General features: G+C 73.3%; 17 protein-coding genes and 3 tRNA genes. 12 read left to right on the forward strand and 8 right to left on the reverse strand.

Going from position 1 to position 19,808, the window contains the following annotated elements:
- Window positions 1-40 precede the first annotated feature (40 nt).
- From ACFXHB_RS00640 to fabF, 4 genes are all read left to right on the forward strand, one after another.
- Complete coding sequence (locus ACFXHB_RS00640; RefSeq protein ID WP_380571078.1) at window positions 41-991, forward strand: ACP S-malonyltransferase; 951 nt, start codon at window positions 41-43, stop codon at window positions 989-991.
- Window positions 988-2,019, forward strand: coding sequence for a beta-ketoacyl-ACP synthase III (locus tag ACFXHB_RS00645; RefSeq protein WP_380571079.1), 1,032 nt, complete (start codon window positions 988-990; stop codon window positions 2,017-2,019). Before ACFXHB_RS00640 ends, ACFXHB_RS00645 begins: the two co-directional genes overlap by 4 nt.
- An 80-nt stretch (window positions 2,020-2,099) precedes the next feature.
- Window positions 2,100-2,342, forward strand: coding sequence for an acyl carrier protein (locus tag ACFXHB_RS00650; protein WP_360183576.1), 243 nt, complete (start codon window positions 2,100-2,102; stop codon window positions 2,340-2,342).
- 142 nt (window positions 2,343-2,484) lie between these two features.
- A complete protein-coding gene (gene fabF, locus ACFXHB_RS00655; protein WP_380571080.1) occupies window positions 2,485-3,747 on the forward strand; it encodes a beta-ketoacyl-ACP synthase II in 1,263 nt (420 codons plus the stop codon).
- Window positions 3,748-3,832: 85 nt separating this feature from the next.
- Here fabF and ACFXHB_RS00660 read toward each other — a convergent pair whose 3' ends face one another.
- Window positions 3,833-4,327 (reverse strand): DUF3145 domain-containing protein, encoded by a 495-nt coding sequence (locus tag ACFXHB_RS00660; protein WP_380571081.1) that lies wholly within the window; start codon window positions 4,325-4,327, stop codon window positions 3,833-3,835.
- 364 nt (window positions 4,328-4,691) lie between these two features.
- On the reverse strand, window positions 4,692-5,717 hold the full coding sequence (locus tag ACFXHB_RS00665; RefSeq protein WP_380571082.1) for an NADP-dependent oxidoreductase: 1,026 nt from the start codon (window positions 5,715-5,717) through the stop codon (window positions 4,692-4,694).
- A 128-nt stretch (window positions 5,718-5,845) separates the two neighbouring features.
- On the opposite strand from ACFXHB_RS00665, the gene ACFXHB_RS00670 reads away from it, so the two are divergent.
- The gene (locus ACFXHB_RS00670) at window positions 5,846-6,310 is read left to right on the forward strand and encodes a MarR family winged helix-turn-helix transcriptional regulator (RefSeq protein WP_380571083.1); all 465 of its coding nucleotides are present in this window, start codon (window positions 5,846-5,848) and stop codon (window positions 6,308-6,310) included.
- Between the two features lie 155 nt (window positions 6,311-6,465).
- On the forward strand, window positions 6,466-8,004 hold the full coding sequence (locus ACFXHB_RS00675; protein ID WP_380571085.1) for an LCP family protein: 1,539 nt from the start codon (window positions 6,466-6,468) through the stop codon (window positions 8,002-8,004).
- Window positions 8,005-8,014: 10 nt separating this feature from the next.
- Here ACFXHB_RS00675 and ACFXHB_RS00680 read toward each other — a convergent pair whose 3' ends face one another.
- A complete protein-coding gene (locus tag ACFXHB_RS00680; protein ID WP_380571086.1) occupies window positions 8,015-8,950 on the reverse strand; it encodes a 1-aminocyclopropane-1-carboxylate deaminase/D-cysteine desulfhydrase in 936 nt (311 codons plus the stop codon).
- 201 nt (window positions 8,951-9,151) lie between these two features.
- Window positions 9,152-9,225 (reverse strand) — tRNA-Ile (locus ACFXHB_RS00685).
- Window positions 9,226-9,416: 191 nt separating this feature from the next.
- On the opposite strand from ACFXHB_RS00685, the gene ACFXHB_RS00690 reads away from it, so the two are divergent.
- Window positions 9,417-10,262, forward strand: coding sequence for a trypsin-like serine peptidase (locus tag ACFXHB_RS00690; protein WP_380571087.1), 846 nt, complete (start codon window positions 9,417-9,419; stop codon window positions 10,260-10,262).
- A gap of 104 nt (window positions 10,263-10,366) precedes the next feature.
- Window positions 10,367-11,113 (forward strand): trypsin-like serine peptidase, encoded by a 747-nt coding sequence (locus ACFXHB_RS00695; RefSeq protein WP_380571088.1) that lies wholly within the window; start codon window positions 10,367-10,369, stop codon window positions 11,111-11,113.
- Between the two features lie 113 nt (window positions 11,114-11,226).
- Here ACFXHB_RS00695 and ACFXHB_RS00700 read toward each other — a convergent pair.
- Together ACFXHB_RS00700 and ACFXHB_RS00705 are read right to left on the reverse strand one after the other, a co-directional pair.
- Window positions 11,227-11,299: transfer RNA gene (locus tag ACFXHB_RS00700), tRNA-Asn, on the reverse strand.
- Between the two features lie 61 nt (window positions 11,300-11,360).
- A tRNA-Asn gene (locus ACFXHB_RS00705) sits at window positions 11,361-11,433 on the reverse strand.
- Window positions 11,434-11,677: 244 nt separating this feature from the next.
- Here ACFXHB_RS00705 and ACFXHB_RS00710 point away from each other — a divergent pair.
- The 4 genes from ACFXHB_RS00710 (at window position 11,678) to ACFXHB_RS00725 (ending at window position 16,598) form a co-directional block, all read left to right on the forward strand.
- Complete coding sequence (locus tag ACFXHB_RS00710; RefSeq protein ID WP_380571189.1) at window positions 11,678-11,974, forward strand: hypothetical protein; 297 nt, start codon at window positions 11,678-11,680, stop codon at window positions 11,972-11,974.
- Window positions 11,975-12,081: 107 nt separating this feature from the next.
- The gene (locus ACFXHB_RS00715) at window positions 12,082-13,515 is read left to right on the forward strand and encodes an FGGY family carbohydrate kinase (RefSeq protein ID WP_380571089.1); all 1,434 of its coding nucleotides are present in this window, start codon (window positions 12,082-12,084) and stop codon (window positions 13,513-13,515) included.
- 117 nt (window positions 13,516-13,632) lie between these two features.
- Window positions 13,633-15,036: a glutamate decarboxylase gene (locus ACFXHB_RS00720; protein WP_380571090.1), complete on the forward strand. Its 1,404-nt coding sequence runs from the start codon at window positions 13,633-13,635 to the stop codon at window positions 15,034-15,036.
- A gap of 419 nt (window positions 15,037-15,455) precedes the next feature.
- Entirely contained in the window at window positions 15,456-16,598 is a 1,143-nt protein-coding gene (locus ACFXHB_RS00725; RefSeq protein WP_380571091.1) for a DUF2690 domain-containing protein, read from the forward strand.
- Here the strand turns inward: ACFXHB_RS00725 and ACFXHB_RS00730 are convergent.
- Together ACFXHB_RS00730 and dnaG are read right to left on the reverse strand one after the other, a co-directional pair.
- Window positions 16,595-17,767: an RNA polymerase sigma factor gene (locus tag ACFXHB_RS00730; protein ID WP_380571093.1), complete on the reverse strand. Its 1,173-nt coding sequence runs from the start codon at window positions 17,765-17,767 to the stop codon at window positions 16,595-16,597. The genes ACFXHB_RS00725 and ACFXHB_RS00730 overlap by 4 nt on opposite strands.
- A 117-nt stretch (window positions 17,768-17,884) precedes the next feature.
- Entirely contained in the window at window positions 17,885-19,792 is a 1,908-nt protein-coding gene (gene dnaG / locus ACFXHB_RS00735) for a DNA primase (protein ID WP_380571094.1), read from the reverse strand.
- Window positions 19,793-19,808: the final 16 nt, after the last annotated feature.

A 19,808-nucleotide genomic window follows, 5' to 3' on the forward strand; every position in this document is an offset into this window, starting at 1 on the left:
CCTACCCGCCCCCGGGCGCCTGGCGAGAGAGGGTTGAACCGTGCTCGTAATCGTCGCCCCTGGACAGGGTGCCCAGTCCCCCGGTTTCCTCAGCCCCTGGCTGGAGCTCGACGGTGTCACCGACCGCCTGCGCGGCTGGTCGGAGGTCGCCGGGCTCGACCTGGTGCACGCGGGTACCGAGGCGTCCGCCGAGGAGATCAAGGACACCGCCGTCGCCCAGCCGCTGCTGGTCGCCGCCGGTCTGGTGACCGCCCGCGCGCTGTTCCCGGACGAGGACCGCGCCCGTGCGCTGGTCGGTGCCGTGGCCGGCCACAGCGTCGGCGAGATCACCGCCGCCGCCGGCGCCGGTGTGCTGTCCGCGCACGACGCGCTGACCTTCGTCCGTGAGCGCAGCCTGGCGATGGCCGAGGCCGCCGCGGCCATCGAGACCGGCATGCTCGCCGTCCTCGGCGGGGACCCGGAGACCGTCGCCGCCAAGCTGGCGGAGCACGGCCTGACCGCGGCCAACAACAACGGTGGCGGTCAGATCGTCGCGGCCGGCACGCTGGCCCAGCTGGAGGCCCTGAAGGCCGACCCGCCGCCCGTCTCCCGACTGATCGGGCTCAAGGTCGCCGGCGCGTTCCACACCGAGCACATGGCGCCCGGTGTCGAGCGCCTGGCCAAGCTGGCCCCGACGCTGGAGGTCGCCGACCCGAAGGTCGCGTACGTCTCCAACCGGGACGGCGAGGTCGTGACGAACGGCACCGAGGTGCTGGACCGCCTGGTCTCGCAGGTCTCCAACCCGGTCCGCTGGGACCTCTGCATGGAGACCCTGCGGCAGCTGGGCGCCACCGCGGTCATCGAGCTCGCCCCTGCGGGTACCCTCACCGGACTGGTCAAGCGCAACCTCAAGGGTGTGGCGACGCTTGCCCTCAAGACCCCCGCCGATCTGGACAGGGCCCGTGAGCTCGTCGCGGAGCACGGCGGTCAGGAGCAGGAGATCACGGCATGACCCAGCCTCAGATCAGGCCCGTCACCGGCGCCCGGTACTCGCGCATCCAGGGCGTCGGCGGTTACCGCCCGGTCCGGGTGATCCCGAACGCCGAGGTGCTGAACTGGATCGACTCCTCGGACGAGTGGATCCGCACCCGCAGCGGGATCGCCGAGCGCCGCTGGGCCGGCCCGGAGGAGACCGTCGCCGAGATGTCGGTGCAGGCCGCCGGCAAGGCCATCGCGCAGGCCGGGATCAGCCCCGACCAGATCGACGGCGTGATCGTCGCGACCGTCTCGCACCTCAAGCAGACCCCGGCGATCGCCACCGAGATCGCCGAGCGGCTGGGCTGCGGCACCGCCCCGGCCTTCGACATCTCGGCCGCCTGCGCCGGCTTCGGCTACGGCCTGAGCCTGGCCGACGGCATGGTCCGCGGCGGCAGCGCCGGGTACGTGCTGGTGATCGGCGTGGAGCGGCTCAGCGACCTGACCGACCAGTCGGACCGCTCGACCGCCTTCATCTTCGGCGACGGCGCCGGCGCCGCGATCGTCGGCCCGTCCGACACGCCCGGTATCGGCAAGGTCGTCTGGGGCTCGGACGGCTCCCAGAAGGACGTCATCTCGCAGACCCAGGCCTGGGACACCGCCTTCGCCAAGCAGGACGCCGTCAACGGCGTCGGCGAGGCGCTCAAGTGGCCGGCCCTGCGCATGGAGGGCCAGTCGGTCTTCCGCTGGGCGGTCTGGGAGATGGCCAAGGTGGCCCAGCAGGCGCTGGACGCCGCCGGGATCACCGCCGACCAGCTCGGCGCGTTCATCCCGCACCAGGCCAACATGCGCATCACGGATGCCATGATCAAGGCGCTCAAGCTGCCCGAATCGGTGCCCGTCGCCCGCGACATCACCGAGACCGGCAACACCTCCGCGGCCTCCATCCCGCTGGCGATGGAACGCATGCTGGAGAGCGGCGAGGCCCGTAGTGGTGACCTCGCGCTGATCATCGGGTTCGGGGCGGGTCTGGTCTACGCGGCAGCAGTCGTTACGCTCCCCTAGGCAACTTTCGCCCCGCCCATCCGCAAGCCTGCGTCCGTCCGCCGGGCGGCCGCAATCAACACCGAAGAGGAGCAGCCAGTATGGCTACCAAGGACGAGGTCCTGGAAGGTCTCGCTGAGATCGTCAACGAGATCGCCGGCATCCCGACCGAGGACGTCGAGCTCGACAAGTCCTTCACCGACGACCTGGACGTCGACTCGCTGTCCATGGTCGAGGTCGTCGTGGCCGCCGAGGAGCGCTTCGACGTGAAGATCCCGGACGACGAGGTCAAGAACCTGAAGACCGTCGGCGACGCGGTGGACTACATCCTCGCCAACGCCTGAGCGTTCGACTCGTTCGACGCCTGACGTCGGCCGGCGCCCGCAGCCGGCCGCCACGCCGGCCGGGCCGCCCCACCGGGCGCCCGGCCGGGCCATCCACGGCTCGCCGCCGAACCCCGCAGAAAACGTGAGAGAAGACATTCCAGTGACTGAAAACCGTACCGTGGTCGTCACGGGTATCGGCGCCTTCACGCCGCTGGGCGGCGACGCCGCCACCACCTGGGAGAACCTGGTCGCCGGGCGCTCCGGAGTGGCTGCCCTGACCGAGGAGTGGGCCGCCGAGCTGCCCGTCCGGATCGCCGCGCGCACCGCGGTCGAGCCCGGCGAGATCCTCCCCCGCCCGCTGGCCCGCCGGCTGGACCGCTCGGCGCAGTTCGCGCTGATCGCGGCCCGCGAGGCGTGGGCCGACGCCGGCTACCAGACCCCCGCCACCGACGAATCCTCCAAGCTCGCGCCGGAGCGCCTGGGCGCCGTGATCGCCTCGGGCATCGGCGGTGTCACCACGCTGCTCGACCAGTACGACGTGCTGAAGGACAAGGGCGCCCGCAAGGTCTCCCCGCACACCGTCCCGATGCTGATGCCCAACTCCCCGGCGGCCAACGTCGGCCTGGAGGTCGGCGCCCGCGCGGGCGTGCACACCCCCGTCTCCGCCTGCGCCTCCGGCGCCGAGGCGATCGGCTACGCGATCGAGATGATCCGCTCCGGTCGCGCCGACGTCGTGGTGGCCGGTGGCACCGAGGCGGCGATCCACCCGCTGCCGATCGCGGCCTTCGCCAACATGATGGCGATGTCCAAGAACAACGAGAACCCCGAGAGCGCCTCGCGCCCGTACGACAAGGGCCGCGACGGCTTCGTGCTCGGCGAGGGCGCCGGCGTGGTCGTGCTGGAGTCGGTCGAGCACGCCGAGGCGCGCGGCGCCCGGATCTACTGCGAGGCGGTGGGCCAGGGCCTGTCCTCGGACGCCCACCACATCGCCCAGCCCGAGCCGACCGGCGCCGGGGTGGCCCGCGCGCTGGCCGACCTGTTCGACCGCAACCCGCTGGACAAGGCCGAGATCGTGCACGTCAACGCGCACGCCACCTCGACCCCGCAGGGTGACACGGCCGAGCTGAAGGCGCTGCGCAAGGAGCTCGGCGAGCACCTCGACCACATCGCCGTCTCTGCCACCAAGTCGATGACCGGCCACCTGCTGGGCGGCGCCGGCGGCATCGAGACCGTCGCCACCGTGCTGGCCCTGTACAACCGGATCGCCCCGCCGACCATCAACGTCGACGAGCTGGACGACGACGTGGACGCGGACATCGTCCGGGACGAGCCGCGCAAGCTGCCCGAGGGCCGGATCGCGGCGCTGAACAACTCGTTCGGCTTCGGCGGCCACAACGTGGTGCTGGCCTTCCGCACCGTCTGAGGTCCGCCCCGCAGCCCGTGACGAGGGGGCCCGCGCTCAGTACGAGCGCGGGCCCCCTCGTGCCGCACGGCTCCGCCCGGACGGCTCAGACCACCTGGTGCAGCCAGCGCACCGGGGCGCCCTCGCCGGCGTAGCGGAAGGGCTCCAGTTCGTCGTCCCAGGGCTTGCCGAGCAGCCGGGAGATCTCCGCCTCCAGGTCGGCGCCCTCGCTGCGGGCGCGCAGCAGGACGGCCCGGAGCCGGTCCTCGGGAATCAGGATGTCGCCGTGGATGCCCGTGACGGCATGGAAGATGCCGAGCGCGGGCGTGCTGCTGTACCGCTCGCCCTCCGCCGTGGCGCAGGGCTCGCTGGTGACCTCGTAGCGCATCAACTGCCAGCCGCGCAGCGCGGAGGCGAGCTTCGAGGCCGTGCCGGGTTCTCCCTGCCAGGAGAGCTCGGCCCGCCAGTGCCCGGGCGCGGCCGGCTGGCGGATCCAGTCCAGACTCACCCGCACACCGAGCACCCCCGCGACGGCCCACTCGACGTGCGGGCACAGCGCGCGGGGCGCGGAGTGGACGTACAGGACTCCACGTGTCGTCACCGGGACCTCCAGGCTGTGGACGAGGGTCGCCTTCCCCAGCTGCCTCGCGTTCGCGCCTGTAGTTGATCCACAGTTACCCACGTTAGCCGACATTAAGCCACTAAATTGAGCAAAACGGACAGGCTTTCGCTCAATGCTAATCGAATCCCCAACGAGGTCCACCCCTCGGTCGGATCTCTCCCCCGAACGGCCCCATCGTGAGGCGGGACCACCGTACCGCGCCGTCCCGCACGATGGATGACGCACTTTCGGATCGGGCCGGAATGCGGTAGTGCGGCCCGATCCCCTGCGCCCGGTACGCAAACCGCCCCGCGCCCGGGAGGGGCGGCGGGGCGGCGCGCTCGGCCGACGGGCCGACGCGGCGTCAGTCGTTCAGGCGGACCACCATCTTGCCGGTGTTGGCGCCGCGCAGCAGGTCCAGGAAGGCCGCCGCGGTGTTCTCGAAACCGTCCACCACGGTCTCCTCGTGGCGCAGTCGCCCGTCCCGCAGCCAGCCGCCGACCTCGGCGACGAACTTCGGCTGCAGGGCCGCGTGGTCGCGCACCAGCATGCCCTCCAGCCGCAGCCGCTTGCCGATCGCCTGGGCCAGGTTGCGCGGGCCGGCCGGGGCGGTGGTGTCGTTGTACTGGGCGATCGCGCCGCAGAGCACCGCCCGGCCGTGCACGCCCAGCGCGCCGATCGCGGCCTCCAGGTGGTCACCGCCGACGTTGTCGAAGTAGAGGTCCACGCCGTCCGGGGCCGCCTTGGCGAGCTGCTCGTGGACCGGCGCGTCCTTGTAGTTGAACGCGGCGTCGAAGCCGTACTCGTCGACCAGCTTGGCGACCTTCTCCGCCGAACCGGCCGAACCGACCACCAGCGAGGCGCCCTTGAGCCGGGCGATCTGGCCGACCATCGTGCCCACGGCACCGGCCGCGCCGGAGACGAACACCCGGTCGCCCTCCTTGAGGCCGCCGACCGCCAGCAGGCCCGCGTAGGCGGTCAGGCCGGGCATCCCGAGCACGCCGAGGTAGGCGGACAGCGGCGCGTCGGCCGGGTCGACCTTCACCGCGCGCTCGGCGGGCACGGTGGCGTACTCGCGCCAGCCCAGACCGTGCAGCACGGCGTCGCCCGGGGCGAAGCCGTCGGCCGCGGAGGCGACCACGTAGCCGACCGCGCCGCCGTCCATCGCCTCGCCGAGGGCGAACGGCGGGGCGTACGACTTCACGTCGTTCATCCTGCCGCGCATGTAGGGGTCGACCGAGAGATAGGCGTTGCGCACCAGGATCTCGCCGGGACCCGGGGTCCGGACCGGCGCCTCGACCAGGGCGAAGTCCGTCGGGACCGGCCAACCCTGCGGACGGGCGGCGAGGTGCCATTCGCGGGCGGTGGCGGGCGCTTCCTGCTCTGCCATCGGTGGTGCTCCTTGCGGTTTCTGGGTGGTCCCCCGGGTCATACCGCCCGACCTGAAAGGTTGAGCGACTGAAGTAACGATGGACATGAAAGGTTCATGTTGTCAACTGTTCAGGTAGACTGTCACCCATGGACACCCAGCCGACCGGGGCCGCCACGCAGCAGCCCGACGAGATCACCCGTGAGGTCGTCGACCTGATGGCCAATCTGGTCGCGCTCTTCCATCGCGAGTACGAAGAGGCCGCCGCCGCCCGCTCACTCACCGGCGCACAGGCCAAGGTCCTCGCCCTGCTGCGGCGCGGACCGATGCCGATGCGCCACATCGCCCAGACGCTCAGCTGTGAGCCCTCCAACATCACGGGCATCGTCGACCGCCTGGAGTCGCGCGGCTTCGTGACCAGGGAGGCCGACCGGCAGGACCGCCGGGTCAAGCTCGTCGCCGCCACCGAGACCGGCTCGGCCGCCTCCGAGGAGCTGCGCGAGTCGCTGAACTTCGCCCGGGAACCGCTCGCCGCGCTCGGCCCGGACGAGCGGACGGCCCTGCGCGACCTGCTCCGCCGGATGCTGGCGGGCGCCTCCGGCCCCGGGGCGTGAGCAGCATCACAGCCCCAGCGGCCGATCCGGCCGAATTGGCCCGCCATCGGCTGTAACCGAACACTCCGCCGAATCGTCTAAAGTTCGAGACTTTGCACCGGCCCTCCCAGGGCCGGTGCGCGCGGGAACGACACCAGAAGGCGGGGGCCCGGACGATGAGCAGCAGCACGCGCCGGCGGCGCATCGTACGGACCGCCGTGGGGCTCGCCGCAGTACTGGTGCTGTCCGTCGCGGGGGCCGGCGCCTGGTTCTACCACCGGCTGGACAGCAACATCACCACCTTCGACGCGGGCGGCGTCGCCACCGAGCGGCCCCCGGCGCCCGTCCCGGTCACCCCGGGCGCCTCCGTCCCGGTCAACGTCCTGGTGCTCGGCTCGGACACCCGGGACGACGGCAACGCCGACCTCGGCGGCGGCGAGGAGGGTGTCGGCCACTCGGACACCGCGATCCTGCTGCACGTCTACGCGGACCACAAGCACGCCGTCGGCGTCTCGATCCCCCGCGACGCGCTGGTGACCATCCCGTCCTGCAAGCTGCCCAGCGGCAAGTGGACCGAGCCCCGGACCAACCAGATGTTCAACTCGGCGTTCACCATAGGCGAGTTCCCCCAGGGGAACCCGGCCTGCACGCAGAACACCGTCGAGGCGCTCACCGGCCTGCGAATAGACCACACCATCGTGGTCGACTTCAAGGGCGTCGCCGCGATGACCGAGGCCATCAGCGGCGTGGACGTCTGCGTCCCCAATGACGTGAACTCGCACAACATCAAGCTCAGGAAGGGCCTGCAGAAGCTCTCCGGGCAGCCCGCGGTGGACTACCTGCGGGCGCGGTACGGCTTCGGCGACAACTCCGACATCGGCCGGATGAAGCGCCAGCAGGCCTTCCTCTCCTCGATGATCAGCAAGATCCAGGGGCTCGGCTTCTCCCTGCCGACCCTGCTCCCGCTGGCCGACGCCGCCACCCGCTCGCTCACCGTGGACGAGGGCCTCGGCACCGCGATGAAGCTGGTGGACTTCACCCAGTCGCTGCAGGGCATCAAGCTCGCCGACATCACCTTCGTCACCACCCCGTGGCGCTTCTCCGGCGAGCGGGTCGCCCTGGTCCACCCGGACGTGGACACCCTCTGGAAGCTGCTGCGGGAGGACCGCACGCTGGACGGCCGGAGCACCGGCAAGACGGACCCGGGCGGTGCCTCGCCGTCCCCCGCGGCCTCCTCGCCCGCCGCTCCCGGCGCGTCACCCACCACGCTCTCCCCCGAACAGGCCGCCGTACCGATCACCCTGGTCAACGGCGTCGGCACCCCCGGGCTCGCCGGGAAGGGCGCGGCGACGGTCCGCGCCCAGGGCTTCCAGAACGTCACCCTGGACGCCACCAGCGGCAGCCGGCTGCGGACCGAGATCGCGTACGACCCGGCCTTCAAGACCGCCGCCGACCAACTGGCCCTGCTCTTCCCGCAGGCCCGCTCGGTCGAGGAGCCGGGCGCCGGGGGGATCATCGTCACGCTGGGCCGCGACTACCACCCGGCGGCGGCCACCGGGCTCGACGCCGCCGCCCCGGCCGGTCCGGCGGCGGGTCCGACGACCGGTCCGACGGCGGGTCCGACGACCGCCGCGCCCAGCGGTGTCCCGACCGGCATCGCCGAGAACGCCCGCGGGGCCGACACCGACCCCTGCAAGGACCTGACCTTCGGCTAGCGGTGCCGTCTCAGCCCCGGTCCGGACCGCCCCGCGGCGGATCGGGCAGGCCGGTGACCACCGCGGTCAGCCGGGTGCCCGCCGGGAAGGCACCGGCGCCGGCCAGGTCCGTCAGCGCGGCGAGCAGCTTGGCGACGTACCGGTGCTCCAGCGCGATCCCGTGCCGCCGCCGGAAGTCCTCGGCGAAGGCGGCGAGCTCGGCGGGCACCTTGCCGTAGCCGCCGCCGTGGTGGTCGTGGTCGATCCGCCAGTTGTCGAACTCACGGCCGTACGCGGCCCGGTGCAACCGGCCGACCTCACCCTCCAGGTACCCGGCGCCGCCGCGCAGCACCGCGACCCCGAGCGCCCGCGCGCCCGGCGGCAGACCGGCCGCGATGCCGGCGATGGTGCCGCCGGTGCCGACCGGGCAGCAGACCACGTCCCGCTCACCGAGGTCGGGAAGCTCCGCCGGGATCACCGCCGCGCCGATCGCCGCCAAGGCGTTGGAGCCGCCCTCCGGCAGCACCAGACAGGGGCCCCAGCGGCGCTGCAGGGCGGCCTCGACCCCGGCGTCGGCGGCCCAGCCGCCGGCCGTCTCCCGGTACGCCGGCCGGGACAGGAACTCCAGCCGCATCCCCGCCGCCTCGGCCGCCCGCAGCGACCAGTTGCGCGGCCGGTCGGCCAGCTCCTCGCCCCGGACCAGCCCGACGCTCTCCAGCCCGAGCGCGCCGGCGGCCACCGCGACCGCCCGCAGGTGGGTGGAGTAGGCCCCGCCGAAGGTCAGCAGCCGGGTGTGCCCCCGCTCGACGGCCGCCGCCAGGTTGGGCGCGAGCTTGCGCCACTTGTTGCCCGGCACCGCGGGGTGCAGCAGGTCGTCGCGCTTGAGCCGCAGCTCCACCCCGGCCCGGGCCAGCGTCTCGTCGGCGCAGTCCGTCAGCGGGGTCGGCAGCAGTGCGGGTTCGAGCATCGGGCCAGGATACGGAGCCGGCGGCACCGGCCCCAGTGGCGGGGCGCCGCGGCCGGGATCGGGCGGGTGGACGTCAACGCACCCCCGGCGCGGCCCTATTCGGGTGATTCCCGGCCTGTCGGTACGGTCGCCGCAGTCGGCGGTCACTAGAGTTCGTGCAGATGACCACACCTGGTCAAGCCCGGTCGTACGGGCGAAGGGTGGGGCGGGTGGGACTCGAACCCACGACCAAGGGATTATGAGTCCCCTGCTCTAACCGGCTGAGCTACCGCCCCGGTTCGCCGCGCGCGCCGGTGACCCGGTCGCGGCAGCAGCAGACGGCCCCGGAAGGCCGTCCCGGGCAGCATAGCCGGTCGATCACCCGTGGTGCGCGCCGGGGGCGCACATGGGGTGCGCTCTGATATCCGCCTCCCCGCCCGGCCCAGCCCCGCTGGCGGGCCCCCCGCGGCCCCGGGAGCCTGGGCGGATGACGGTACGTGAGCTGGCGGCGGTCGGCGCCGCGCTGGTGGTGCTGGCGGCCGCGGGCTGCACCACCGCGGCGGGCCCCGGCGGCGGCGCCCCGACGGTGAGTTCCCACCCGGCCTCGGGCAGCACCGACGCCCACGGCTGGAGCCGGGAGCGGCTGCGCGGCGCGCTCGCCCGGCACACCGGCGTCACCCGCACCGCCAAGCCCACCGTGCTCAACGGCCTGGTCGGCGCCGTCTTCACGCGCAACGCGGACGGCGACCACTTCTGCACCGCCAGCGTGGTGGACAGCGCCGGACTCAATCTGATCGTCACGGCCGCGCACTGCGTCTGGGACCCGAAGCTCGGCCAACGCGGCGACCTGGTCTTCGTCCCCGGCTACCGGGACGGCGACACCCCGAGCGGGGTCTGGCCCCTGCTGGCCGTCACCGTCGACCAGGCGTGGAAGGACGGCGCCGACCCGGACGTGGACATCGCCTTCGCGGTGGTCCAGTCGCAGGGCGGTCTGCAGGTGCAGCAGGTGCTCGGCGCCAACCGGCTGGGCGTCGACCGCGGCTACCGGCTGCCGGTGAAGGTCACCGGCTACCCCGGCACCAGCGACGTCCCGATCACCTGCAGCAACACCACCTCCGAACAGAGCCCCACCCAGCTGCGGATCGACTGCCCGGACTGGACCGGCGGCACCAGCGGCAGCCCCTGGGTGACCGACTTCGACCCGGAGACCCGCACCGGCACCGTGGTCGGCGTGATCGGCGGCTACCAGGAGGGTGGCGACAGTCCGGACACCTCGTACAGCAGCTACTTCGGCGACCGCGCGCAGGCCCTCTACGACCGCGCCACGGGCTGACCGGGCCGGGCTGGCGTCGCCGGGCCCGGCCTGGTAGATCTTCCTCACGAACGGCGGACCGCACGACCCGCAGTGCCCGCCCCGAGGACGAGACGGAGCCCCGGATGCCCTCCCGCCCGGTACGGCCCGCGCGTGCGGCCCAGGCGGCCGCGCTGGCGGCCCTGCTGCTCGCCGTCGGCACCGGCTGCGGCGGGAGCGACCGGGCGCCGACCGCCGAGGTGGCGCCGCAGAGCACGGTGGGCGACCGGATCGGCACCCTCGCGGTACGCACCCCGGAGGGCCCGCGGGCCTGTACCGCGAGCGTGGTGCGGAGCCCGGGGCGCAATCTGCTGGTGACCGCCGCGCACTGCGTGCAGAGCCACCGGATCGGCCTGCTGGACGGCCTGGTGTTCACCCCCGGCTACCGCAACGGGTACTCGCCCTACGGGAGCTGGCCGGTCCAGTCGATCACCGTGGACCCGCGCTGGGCCTCCGACGGCGACCCGGAGTACGACGTGGCGTTCGTCACGGTGCGGCCGGCCGGCGGCCGGGAGGTCGAGGACGCGGTCGGCGGGAACCCGCTCGGCACCGACCAGGGCTTCGGCCTCGCCGTCTCGGTGACCGGCTATCCCAATGAACGCGATGAACCGATCACCTGTTCGGCTCATACCCGCTCCCAGAGCCCGACCCAGGAGCGCTTCGACTGCGGCGGCTACACCGACGGCACCAGCGGGAGCCCCTGGGTGACCGGGGCCGGGGTGGTGGTCGGCGTGATCGGCGGCTACCAGGAGGGCGGCGAGACGCCCGGCACCTCGTACAGCATCACCTTCGACGACCGGGTGACCGCGCTCTACCGGCGGGCCACCGACTGACCCGCCGGCCCCGGCCCCGGGCCCGGCGGACGGCCGGCGCCCGGGAAACACGAAGGCCCCCCGGTGGCCGGGGGGCCTTCGCTCTGAGCAGTCACCGGGCGGACCCGGTGCAGCTCCCGCAATTGGACTCGAACCAATAACCTGCCGATTAACAGTCGGCTGCTCTGCCAATTGAGCTATGCGGGATCGCGGTGGACCACAGTCGCACCACGGCCAGGACGGCCGACCCGAAGGCCCGCCACCTGAGCTCCCCCAATTGGACTCGAACCAATAACCTGCCGATTAACAGTCGGCTGCTCTGCCAATTGAGCTATGGGGGAACGAGCTTCCGCTTCGGCCCCCGGTTCCCCGGGCTCCTCGGCGCTCGCTGCGGGACATACATTAGCGCACTCGGGGGGGTGGTCCGCCAATCGCTTTCCCCCGCCGCCCGCGGAGCACCCCTGCCCGGCGTGCCCCGCGCGCGCCCGGCGCGGCACCCGGGGATGCTGGGGGCGCGGGCGGTTCGCCGCCCCGACGGACGGGTAGGGCATTGCGGCAATGGCCGCCAGGAGAGGGTGGAATCCGATCATGTGGAAGCTGTCGTTGATCGTCGGACTCGCGGCGGGCTACGTCCTGGGCTCGCGGGCCGGTCGCCAGCGGTACGAACAGATCGCCAAGGTCACCCGGCAGGTCGCCCAGAACCCCAAGGTGCAGGGCGCCGCCGACAAGGCCAAGCAGCAGGCCGGCGCGGCGGCCGGGAAGGCGGCCGGCGCCGTCGCCGACAAGGTCGGCGACAAGCTGCCGAACGCCGTCACCGACCGGGTGTCGTACTTCAACCGCACCCGGGTCGAGGACGACAGCTGGGGTACCTTCCGCCCGTGACCGGGAGGTGACGGCGGATCGGCCGGGACGACTCCGGAGCGGTACCGAACGAGCAACACTTACCGGGCCCGGCCGCGTCCGGACGCGCGCTGAGGCATGATCTCGACATGGCCATCGTCGCGGGGATAGACAGCTCGACCGGTCGCACCCGGATCGTCGCGTGCGACAGCGAGACCGGCGCGGTGCTGCGGTCCGGCAAGGCACCGCACCCCACGCCGGAGGGGCCGGACCAGCGGGCCGGCGAGGCCGACCCGCAGGTCTGGCTGCACTCCTTGGGCGACGCCGCCGCCGGCGGCCTGCTGGAGGGCGTCCGGGCGATCGGCGTCAGCGCGCAGCAGCACGGCATGATCGGCCTGGACGCCGGCGGCGTCCTGGTCCGGCCGGCGATCCTCTGGAACGACCCGCGCTCCAGCGGAGCCGCCGCCGCGCTGCTGGACGCGCTCGGCGGGCCGGCGGCCTGGACGGCCGCGATCGGCGCCGTCCCGGGTCCCACGTACACCATCGCCAAGCTGCGCTGGCTGGCCGAGTTCGAACCGGCCAACGCCCGCCGGGTCGCCGAGGTGCTGCTGCCGCACGACTGGCTGGTCTGGCAGCTGCTCGGCCACCCGAAGCGGCGCACCACCGACCGGGGCGACGCCTCCGGCACCGGCTACTGGTCGCCGATCACCGGCGAGTACCGCCAGGACCTGGTCGAGCTCGCGCTCGGCCACGAGCTGCGGCTGCCCGACGTGCTGGGCCCCGCCGAACCCGCCGGACACACCCCCGAGGGCCTGCTGATCTCGGCCGGCACCGGTGACAACATGGCCGCCGCGCTCGGACTGGGCCTGCGGACCGGCGACGCGGTGGTCTCCCTGGGCAGCTCCGGAACGGTCTTCGCCGTGCACGAGCGGGCCGTGGTGGACGCCACCGGGCTGGTCTCCTCCTTCGCCGACGCCACCGGCCGCCACCTGCCGATGGTCGCCACCCTGAACGCCGCCCAGGTGCTCCGCTCCACGGCGGCGCTGCTCGGCCGTGACCTGGAGGGCCTGAGCGACCTGGCGCTGCGCTCCTCCCCCGGCGCGTACGGCCTGGTGCTGCTGCCCTACCTGGACGGCGAGCGGACGCCCGCGCTGCCCCACGCGGCCGGCACCCTGACCGGACTCCGGGCCGAGTCGATGACCCCCGAGCACCTGGCCCGGGCCGCCGTCGAGGGCATGCTCTGCAACATCGCGGACGCGCTGGACGTGCTGCGCGCCCGGGGCGTCGCGGTCGGGCGGGTCTTCCTGCTGGGCGCCGCCGGGCGGCTGCCGGCCGTGCGGCAGATCGCCCCGCTGCTGTTCGGCACCCCGGTCGTGGTGCCGCCGCCGGGCGCCCACGCCGCCCGCGGTGCGGCCCGGCAGGCCGCCTGGGCCCTGGCCGGCACCGCCGAACCGCCGCACTGGGAGCTGCCGCAGGCCGTCACCGTCACGCCGGACGCCGAGCAGGACCTGCCGGTCGGCTCGGCGGTGCGTCAGCAGTACCGAGCCGCCCGTGAGCAGATCCACCCGGAGACGGCCGCCTGAGCCGCCCGGGTACCCCGGGGTGCCCGGGCGGGGCGCCGTCGTGGAGATGCGCGGCCGGGTGGCCGGTGGCAGCGTGAGAGGCGACGCGGTCACCGGCGCGAAGGGCGGCAGTACCTCATGGCTCTGCACAAGGGAACCGGCGACGACCGCCGGCTGGCCATCAATCCGTTCGTCGGCGCCGCCGACCCGCTGAGCGCGATGGAGCTGGCCCCACCGCTGCACCGGCTCTCCGACGGTCCGGTGGCGGCCGACACGGCGTACCAGCTGATCCACGACGAGCTGATGCTGGACGGCAACGCCAAGCTCAACCTGGCGACCTTCGTCACCACGTCGATGGAGGTCCAGGCCACCCGGCTGATGACCGAGTGCCTCGACAAGAACATGATCGACAAGGACGAGTACCCCCAGACCGCCGAGCTGGAACGGCGCTGTGTGGCGATCCTCGCCGACCTCTGGCACGCCGCCGACCCGGAGGCCACCGTCGGCTGCTCCACCACCGGCTCCAGCGAGGCCTGCATGCTGGCCGGTCTCGCCCTCAAGCGCCGCTGGATGCGGCGCAACGCGGACCGGTACGCGGCCGGTGCCCGCCCCAACCTGGTGATGGGCGTCAACGTCCAGGTCTGCTGGGAGAAGTTCTGCACCTTCTGGGAGGTCGAGGCCCGCACCGTGCCGATGTCGGGCGAGCGCTTCCACCTCGGCGCCGAGGAGGCGGTGGCGCTCTGCGACGAGGACACCATCGGTGTGGTGGCCGTGCTCGGCTCGACCTTCGACGGCTCCTACGAGCCGGTGGCGGAGCTCTGCGACGGCCTGGACGCGCTGCAGGGGCGCACCGGCCTGGACATCCCGGTCCACGTCGACGGCGCCTCCGGCGCCATGGTCGCGCCCTTCCTCGACCCCGACCTGGTCTGGGACTTCCGGCAGCCGCGGGTCGCCTCGATCAACACCTCCGGCCACAAGTACGGCCTGGTCTACCCGGGCGTCGGCTGGGCGCTCTGGCGGGACCGCGAGGCACTGCCCGAGGAGCTGGTGTTCCGGGTCAACTACCTCGGCGGGGAGATGCCGACCTTCGCGCTGAACTTCTCCCGCCCCGGCGCGGAGGTGATCGCGCAGTACTACACCTTCCTGCGGCTGGGCCGGAGCGGCTTCCAGGCCGTCCAGGGTGCCTGCCGGGAGGTCGCGGTCTACCTGGCCGAGCGGATCGAGGCGCTCGGCTGCTTCCGGCTGCTGACCCGGGGCGACGAACTGCCGGTCTTCGCCTTCACCACCACCGAGGACGTGACGTTCGACGTGTTCGACGTCTCGCTGCGACTGCGCGAGCGCGGCTGGCAGGTGCCCGCGTACACCTTCCCCGCCGAGCGGGAGGACCTCTCGGTACTGCGGGTGGTCTGCCGCAACGGATTCTCCCGGGACCTGGCCGACCTGCTGCTGTCCGACCTCACCCGGCTGCTGCCCGAGCTGCGCAAGCAGCCCCGGCCGCTCAAGGAGTTCGGCGTGCCGAACCGGACGGCCTTCCACCACTGACGCCCGCTCACCGGCGCGAGGAGACGGACGGAACCGTTCCGGCGCCGTGATCACGGCGAGGGGAGGGCGCTTGGAAGCGCCCTCCCCTCGCCGCGCGTCCCTGCGGTTGGGGCAGCCTCCCCCCGCGAGGCTGTCCCGACCGGTGGGGGATCGGGACGTCAGGGACCGGCCGTGGGAACGGTGCCCGGACGAAGGATCCGGGCCGCGAAACGCGCCGGTGTGAGAACCATGCATGACGGGCAGGCACATGTTCGAGCGTCACCCCCGGTTGTGAGACACTTCCGTCCGTCTCAGGGCCAGGACCTGGCGTTTGAGACGACAGGCCGATGAGGTTGGAGACGCGGACCCGCCCCCCACGGCCCGGGCCGGAGCCCGCTCGGGCCCTCCCGCTCCCCCCGCCGCCGCCTCCGATGTTGGGAATGACCGTTATGGGCTCCGCCTGGAAGCAACTGCCGGACGACCTCTCCGTGCCGGCCAGGCGCCTGACGGAGGAGCTCCGTGCGGTCAAGGACGCCACCGGGCTCTCGTTGTCCGAGCTCGCCTCCCGGACCCACTACAGCCGGGCCTCGTGGGAGCGCTGGCTGAACGGCAAGCGGGTCATCACCGAGCAGGCGCTCGACGCCCTCGTCAAGGCGGTCGACTGCGACGGCCGCACGCTGCGGTCCCTGTGGGAGCTGACGGCGGCGGCCGCGGAGGGCGTGACGGGCGCCACCCCGGACGCGGCGGGGTCGGACCCGGCTCGCCCGGACACGACGGCGGACACCGAGCCCGCCGACACGGTGTCGACGGACCCCTGGCCGACGGACGCCGAGCACGGGGGCCACGAGCGCACGGACGCCGAGCACGCGGACGCCGAGCACGCGGACGCCGAGCACGCGACACCGGCACCGGCGGCCGCCGAGCGGCAGGACACGGAGCCGGGCGCCCCGGTCCGCTGGTGGCGTCGGCCGGTGGCGCTGGTCGGCTGCGCGGCCGTGGTGGCCGCGCTGATGGTGCTGGCCGGGGTCCGCTACTCCCGCGGCGAGGCCGAGCCGGCCGCCGTCGCGCAGCCCGCCGTGACCGGCACGGCCACCTCCTCCGCCGCCCGCACCGCCCCCGGCTCGCCCTCCTGCCAGGCGATGGGCTGCTCGCACAAGGACCCCAAGGCCACCGGCTGCGGTGCCGACGCCCGGACCCTGCTGACCGGCAACATCGGCAAGGTGGTGATCTACCTCCGGTACAGCCAGCGGTGCCAGGCGGCCTGGGCGGCGATCACCGAGGGCGCGCCGGACGACTACTCGACCATCACCAGCGGCGCCGGCGAGACGGAGACCGCGCTGATCCACTGGGGGTACGACAACTACTCGGCGATGGTGAACGCGGCGGACCCGGCCGTCACCTTCCGGGTCTGCGGCCACACGCCGGCCGGGGACGACTGCACGGGGAGCGTCTCCGGGCTGGCCCAGGTGGTCGCCTCGACCCCGATCCCGATCGGCCCGGCCTCCCCGCCGGCCTCACCCACCGCGCCCGCCGCGTCCGCGTCCGCCCCCTCACCCACGGCCGCCCCCGCCGCCGGGTCCTAGTCGAGGTAGCCCCGGAGCTGCTCGGCGAAGGCGTGGTCCCGGAGCTTGACCAGGGTCTTGGACTCGATCTGGCGGATCCGCTCCCTGGTCACCCCGAACAGCGCGCCGATCTCCTCCAGGGTGCGCGGACGGCCGTCGTCCAGGCCGTAGCGGAGCTGGACGATCTGGCGTTCGCGGTCGCCGAGCGTGGCCAGGACCGCCTCCAGGTGCTGGCGCAGCAGCAGGAAGGTGGCGGACTCGGCCGGTGAGGCCGCGTCCGCGTCCTCGATCAGGTCGCCGAGCGCGACGTCGTCCTCCTCGCCGACCGGGGTGTGCAGCGAGATCGGCTCCTGGGCGAGCCGGAGCAGCTCGCGCACCCGTGCCTCGGTCAGCTCCAGCGCGGCGGCGATGTCGGCCGGGCCCGGTTCGGTCCCGCTCTCCTGGAGCAGCGCGCGCTGCACCCGGATCACCCGGTTGATCAGCTCGACCACGTGCACCGGGACCCGGATCGTCCGCGCCTGGTCGGCCAGTGCCCGGCTCATCGCCTGGCGGATCCACCACGTCGCGTAGGTCGAGAACTTGTAGCCGCGGGCGTAGTCGAACTTCTCGACCGCCCGGATCAGGCCGAGGTTGCCCTCCTGGACGAGGTCCAGCATGGTGAGGCCGCGGCCGATGTAGCGCTTGGCCACCGAGACCACCAGCCGCAGGTTGGCCTCGATCAGCCGCCGTTTGGCGATCCGCCCGATCACCACCAGGGCGTCCAGCTCCCCGGCCAGCGGGTCGGGCGGCGGGGGCTCGCGGTTCAGCCGTTCCTCGGCGAAGAGGCCGGCCTCGATCCGGCGGGCCAGCTCCACCTCCTCGGCCGCGTTCAGCAGCCGGATCCGGCCGATCTCGCGCAGGTACTGGCGGATGAGGTCCGCCGCCGGGCCGGTGCCGCCCGCGGGGGCGCGGTCCCGGTCGGCGTCCAGGTCCGGTTCGGGCTCGGTCTCGGCGTCGCGCCGCCGCTCTCCGCCGGTGTCGGGGCCGGGGTCCGGGTCCTCGGCCCGGGGGTGGCCGGGTGGACGGCCCGGCGCGGGCACCCGGGCACCGTCGGCGGGCGGTGTCCCGGCCCGGCCGTGGTCGTCGTCGTGGGGGGCGAGCGGATCGGCGGTCGGGCGGGCGGTCGCGGCAAGGCCTTGGTCCACGGGCATCCCTCGGGGCGGGCGCGACTCTGGCGGACCCGCGCAGGACGGAGGTGGGACGCCCTCCAGTGTGCGGCACGCCACACTCCGTGGCCGAGACTCGTGCGCGCACTTTCTCCGACGGGACTACAGCCCGGCGGCGCCCTGGCTGCGCAGTCGCTGCTTGTACTGTTCGAGCTGCCAGAGCTCGCCGCTCACCGCGTTCCACTCCTCGCTGGCGCCACGGGCGTGGAGCTGGTTGAGGTAGGCACGCCCCTCGGTGATCCGCTGCTCCACCGCCTGGAGCCGCAGTTTCACCAGGAACTCGCCCGCGTAGATCGCGTCCACCTTGCGGCGCGAGCGCACCGGCTCGACGGTGAGCTCGGTCACCAGCGACCGCACCTGGTCGTCCGGGCACGCCTCCCGCACCGCGCTGGTGAAGTCGGCCTGGGCGGCGCCGAACGCCGCTCCCCCGGCCTGGCCGATCGCCCGGCGCACGGCCGTGTACGGCGGGGTCGGGAACTCGTCCTCGCCGTAGTGGTCGAAGGTCGGGGCGACGAGGTCCGGGTGCTGGAGGGCCAGCTTGAGCAGCTCGCGCTCGACGAACTGGGCCGGGTCGCGCGGGTTGAGGCGGAACAGCGGGGTGACGGCCCTGACCGGCTGCGGCTGCTCGGGGCGGCGCTGCTGGCCGGCGGCGCGCGGGTTCTGCTGGCGCTCCCGGTCCCAGCGGGCCAGCTGGGAGATCCGGCGGACCACGAACTGCTCGTCCAGGATGCCGAGCATGCCGGCCAGCCGGACGGCGTACTGGTGCTGGATCGAGCGGTCCTTGATCTTGGCGACGATCGGCGCGGCCTCCTCCAGCGCGGCCGAGCGGCCCTCCGGGTTCTCCACCCGGTGCCGGGCCACGGCCGAGCGCAGCGCGAACTCGAACAGCGGGACGGGGTTGTCGATCAGCTCGCGGACCGCCTCGTCGCCCTTCGCCAGGCGCAGCTCGCACGGGTCCATCCCGCCGGGACTGACCGCGATGGAGGTCTTGGCGGCGAACTTCTGGTCGTCCTCGAAGGCCCGCAGGGCGGCCTTCTGGCCGGCCGCGTCGCCGTCGAAGGTGAAGACCGTCTCACCGCGGTACTGGGAGGTGTCCATCAGCAGCCGTCGGATGATCTTGATGTGGTCCTCGGCGAACGCGGTGCCGCAGGTGGCCACCGCGGTGGTGACACCCGCCAGGTGGCAGGCCATCACGTCGGTGTACCCCTCGACCACCACCGCCCGGCCCGACTTGGCGATCTCCTTCTTCGCCAGGTCGATGCCGTACAGCACGTGGGACTTCTTGTAGATCGGCGTCTCGGGGGTGTTCAGGTACTTCGGACCGTTGTCGTCCTCGCGCAGGCGGCGGGCGCCGAAGCCGACCGTCTCACCGGCGATGTCGCGGATGGGCCAGACCAGCCGGCCCCGGAAGCGGTCGATCAGCCCACCGCGCTGGCCCTGCGAGGCCAGGCCGCCGAGCAGGATCTCCTTGTCGCTGAAGCCCTTGCCCCGCAGGTAGCGGACCAGGTTCTCCCAGCCGGCCGGGGCGTAGCCGACGCCGAAGGTCGCCGCCGCCGCCTCGTCGAAGCCGCGCTCGGCGAGGAAGCGCCGCCCGATCTCGGCCTCCGGCGAGCCGAGCTGCTCCCGGAACCAGGCACCGGCCACCTTGTGCGCCTCGACCAGTCGGGTGCGCTCGCCCTGCTGGTGGCGGGGGCTGTAGCCGCCCTCCTCGTAGCGGAGCGTGATGTTGGCCTGGGCGGCCATCCGCTCGACGGCCTCGGCGAAGGTGAAGTGCTCGATCTTCATCAGGAAGGCGATGGTGTCGCCGTTCTCCTGGCAGCCGAAGCAGTGGAAGACGCCCTTGGCGGGGTTCACGTAGAAGGAGGCGGACTTCTCGTCGTGGAAGGGGCAGACGCCCTTGTACTCGCCTCCGCCACCATTGGTGAGCTGTACGTAGTCGCCGACCACCACGTCGATCGGCAGTGCGCTCCGCACCGCCTGCACGTCTTCGTCCCTGATCCGCCCGGCCACCCCGGAAGTCTACTGG

Origin of the sequence: Kitasatospora sp. NPDC059327, from assembly GCF_042752535.1 — a bacterium.
Taxonomy (GTDB): Bacteria; Actinomycetota; Actinomycetes; order Streptomycetales; family Streptomycetaceae; genus Kitasatospora.

Excerpts from the sequence above, each read along its gene's own strand:
- ACFXHB_RS00680 (WP_380571086.1), bottom strand. The coding sequence starts at position 8,950 with ATGCTCGAACCCGCACTGCTGCCGACCCCGCTGACGGACTGCGCCGAC.
- ACFXHB_RS00690 (WP_380571087.1), top strand. The coding sequence starts at position 9,417 with ATGACGGTACGTGAGCTGGCGGCGGTCGGCGCCGCGCTGGTGGTGCTG.
- ACFXHB_RS00675 (WP_380571085.1), top strand. The coding sequence starts at position 6,466 with ATGAGCAGCAGCACGCGCCGGCGGCGCATCGTACGGACCGCCGTGGGG.
- ACFXHB_RS00720 (WP_380571090.1), top strand. The coding sequence starts at position 13,633 with ATGGCTCTGCACAAGGGAACCGGCGACGACCGCCGGCTGGCCATCAAT.
- ACFXHB_RS00730 (WP_380571093.1), bottom strand. The coding sequence starts at position 17,767 with ATGCCCGTGGACCAAGGCCTTGCCGCGACCGCCCGCCCGACCGCCGAT.
- ACFXHB_RS00695 (WP_380571088.1), top strand. The coding sequence starts at position 10,367 with ATGCCCTCCCGCCCGGTACGGCCCGCGCGTGCGGCCCAGGCGGCCGCG.
- ACFXHB_RS00670 (WP_380571083.1), top strand. The coding sequence starts at position 5,846 with ATGGACACCCAGCCGACCGGGGCCGCCACGCAGCAGCCCGACGAGATC.
- ACFXHB_RS00645 (WP_380571079.1), top strand. The coding sequence starts at position 988 with ATGACCCAGCCTCAGATCAGGCCCGTCACCGGCGCCCGGTACTCGCGC.
- ACFXHB_RS00665 (WP_380571082.1), bottom strand. The coding sequence starts at position 5,717 with ATGGCAGAGCAGGAAGCGCCCGCCACCGCCCGCGAATGGCACCTCGCC.
- ACFXHB_RS00715 (WP_380571089.1), top strand. The coding sequence starts at position 12,082 with ATGGCCATCGTCGCGGGGATAGACAGCTCGACCGGTCGCACCCGGATC.
- ACFXHB_RS00650 (WP_360183576.1), top strand. The coding sequence starts at position 2,100 with ATGGCTACCAAGGACGAGGTCCTGGAAGGTCTCGCTGAGATCGTCAAC.
- ACFXHB_RS00725 (WP_380571091.1), top strand. The coding sequence starts at position 15,456 with ATGACCGTTATGGGCTCCGCCTGGAAGCAACTGCCGGACGACCTCTCC.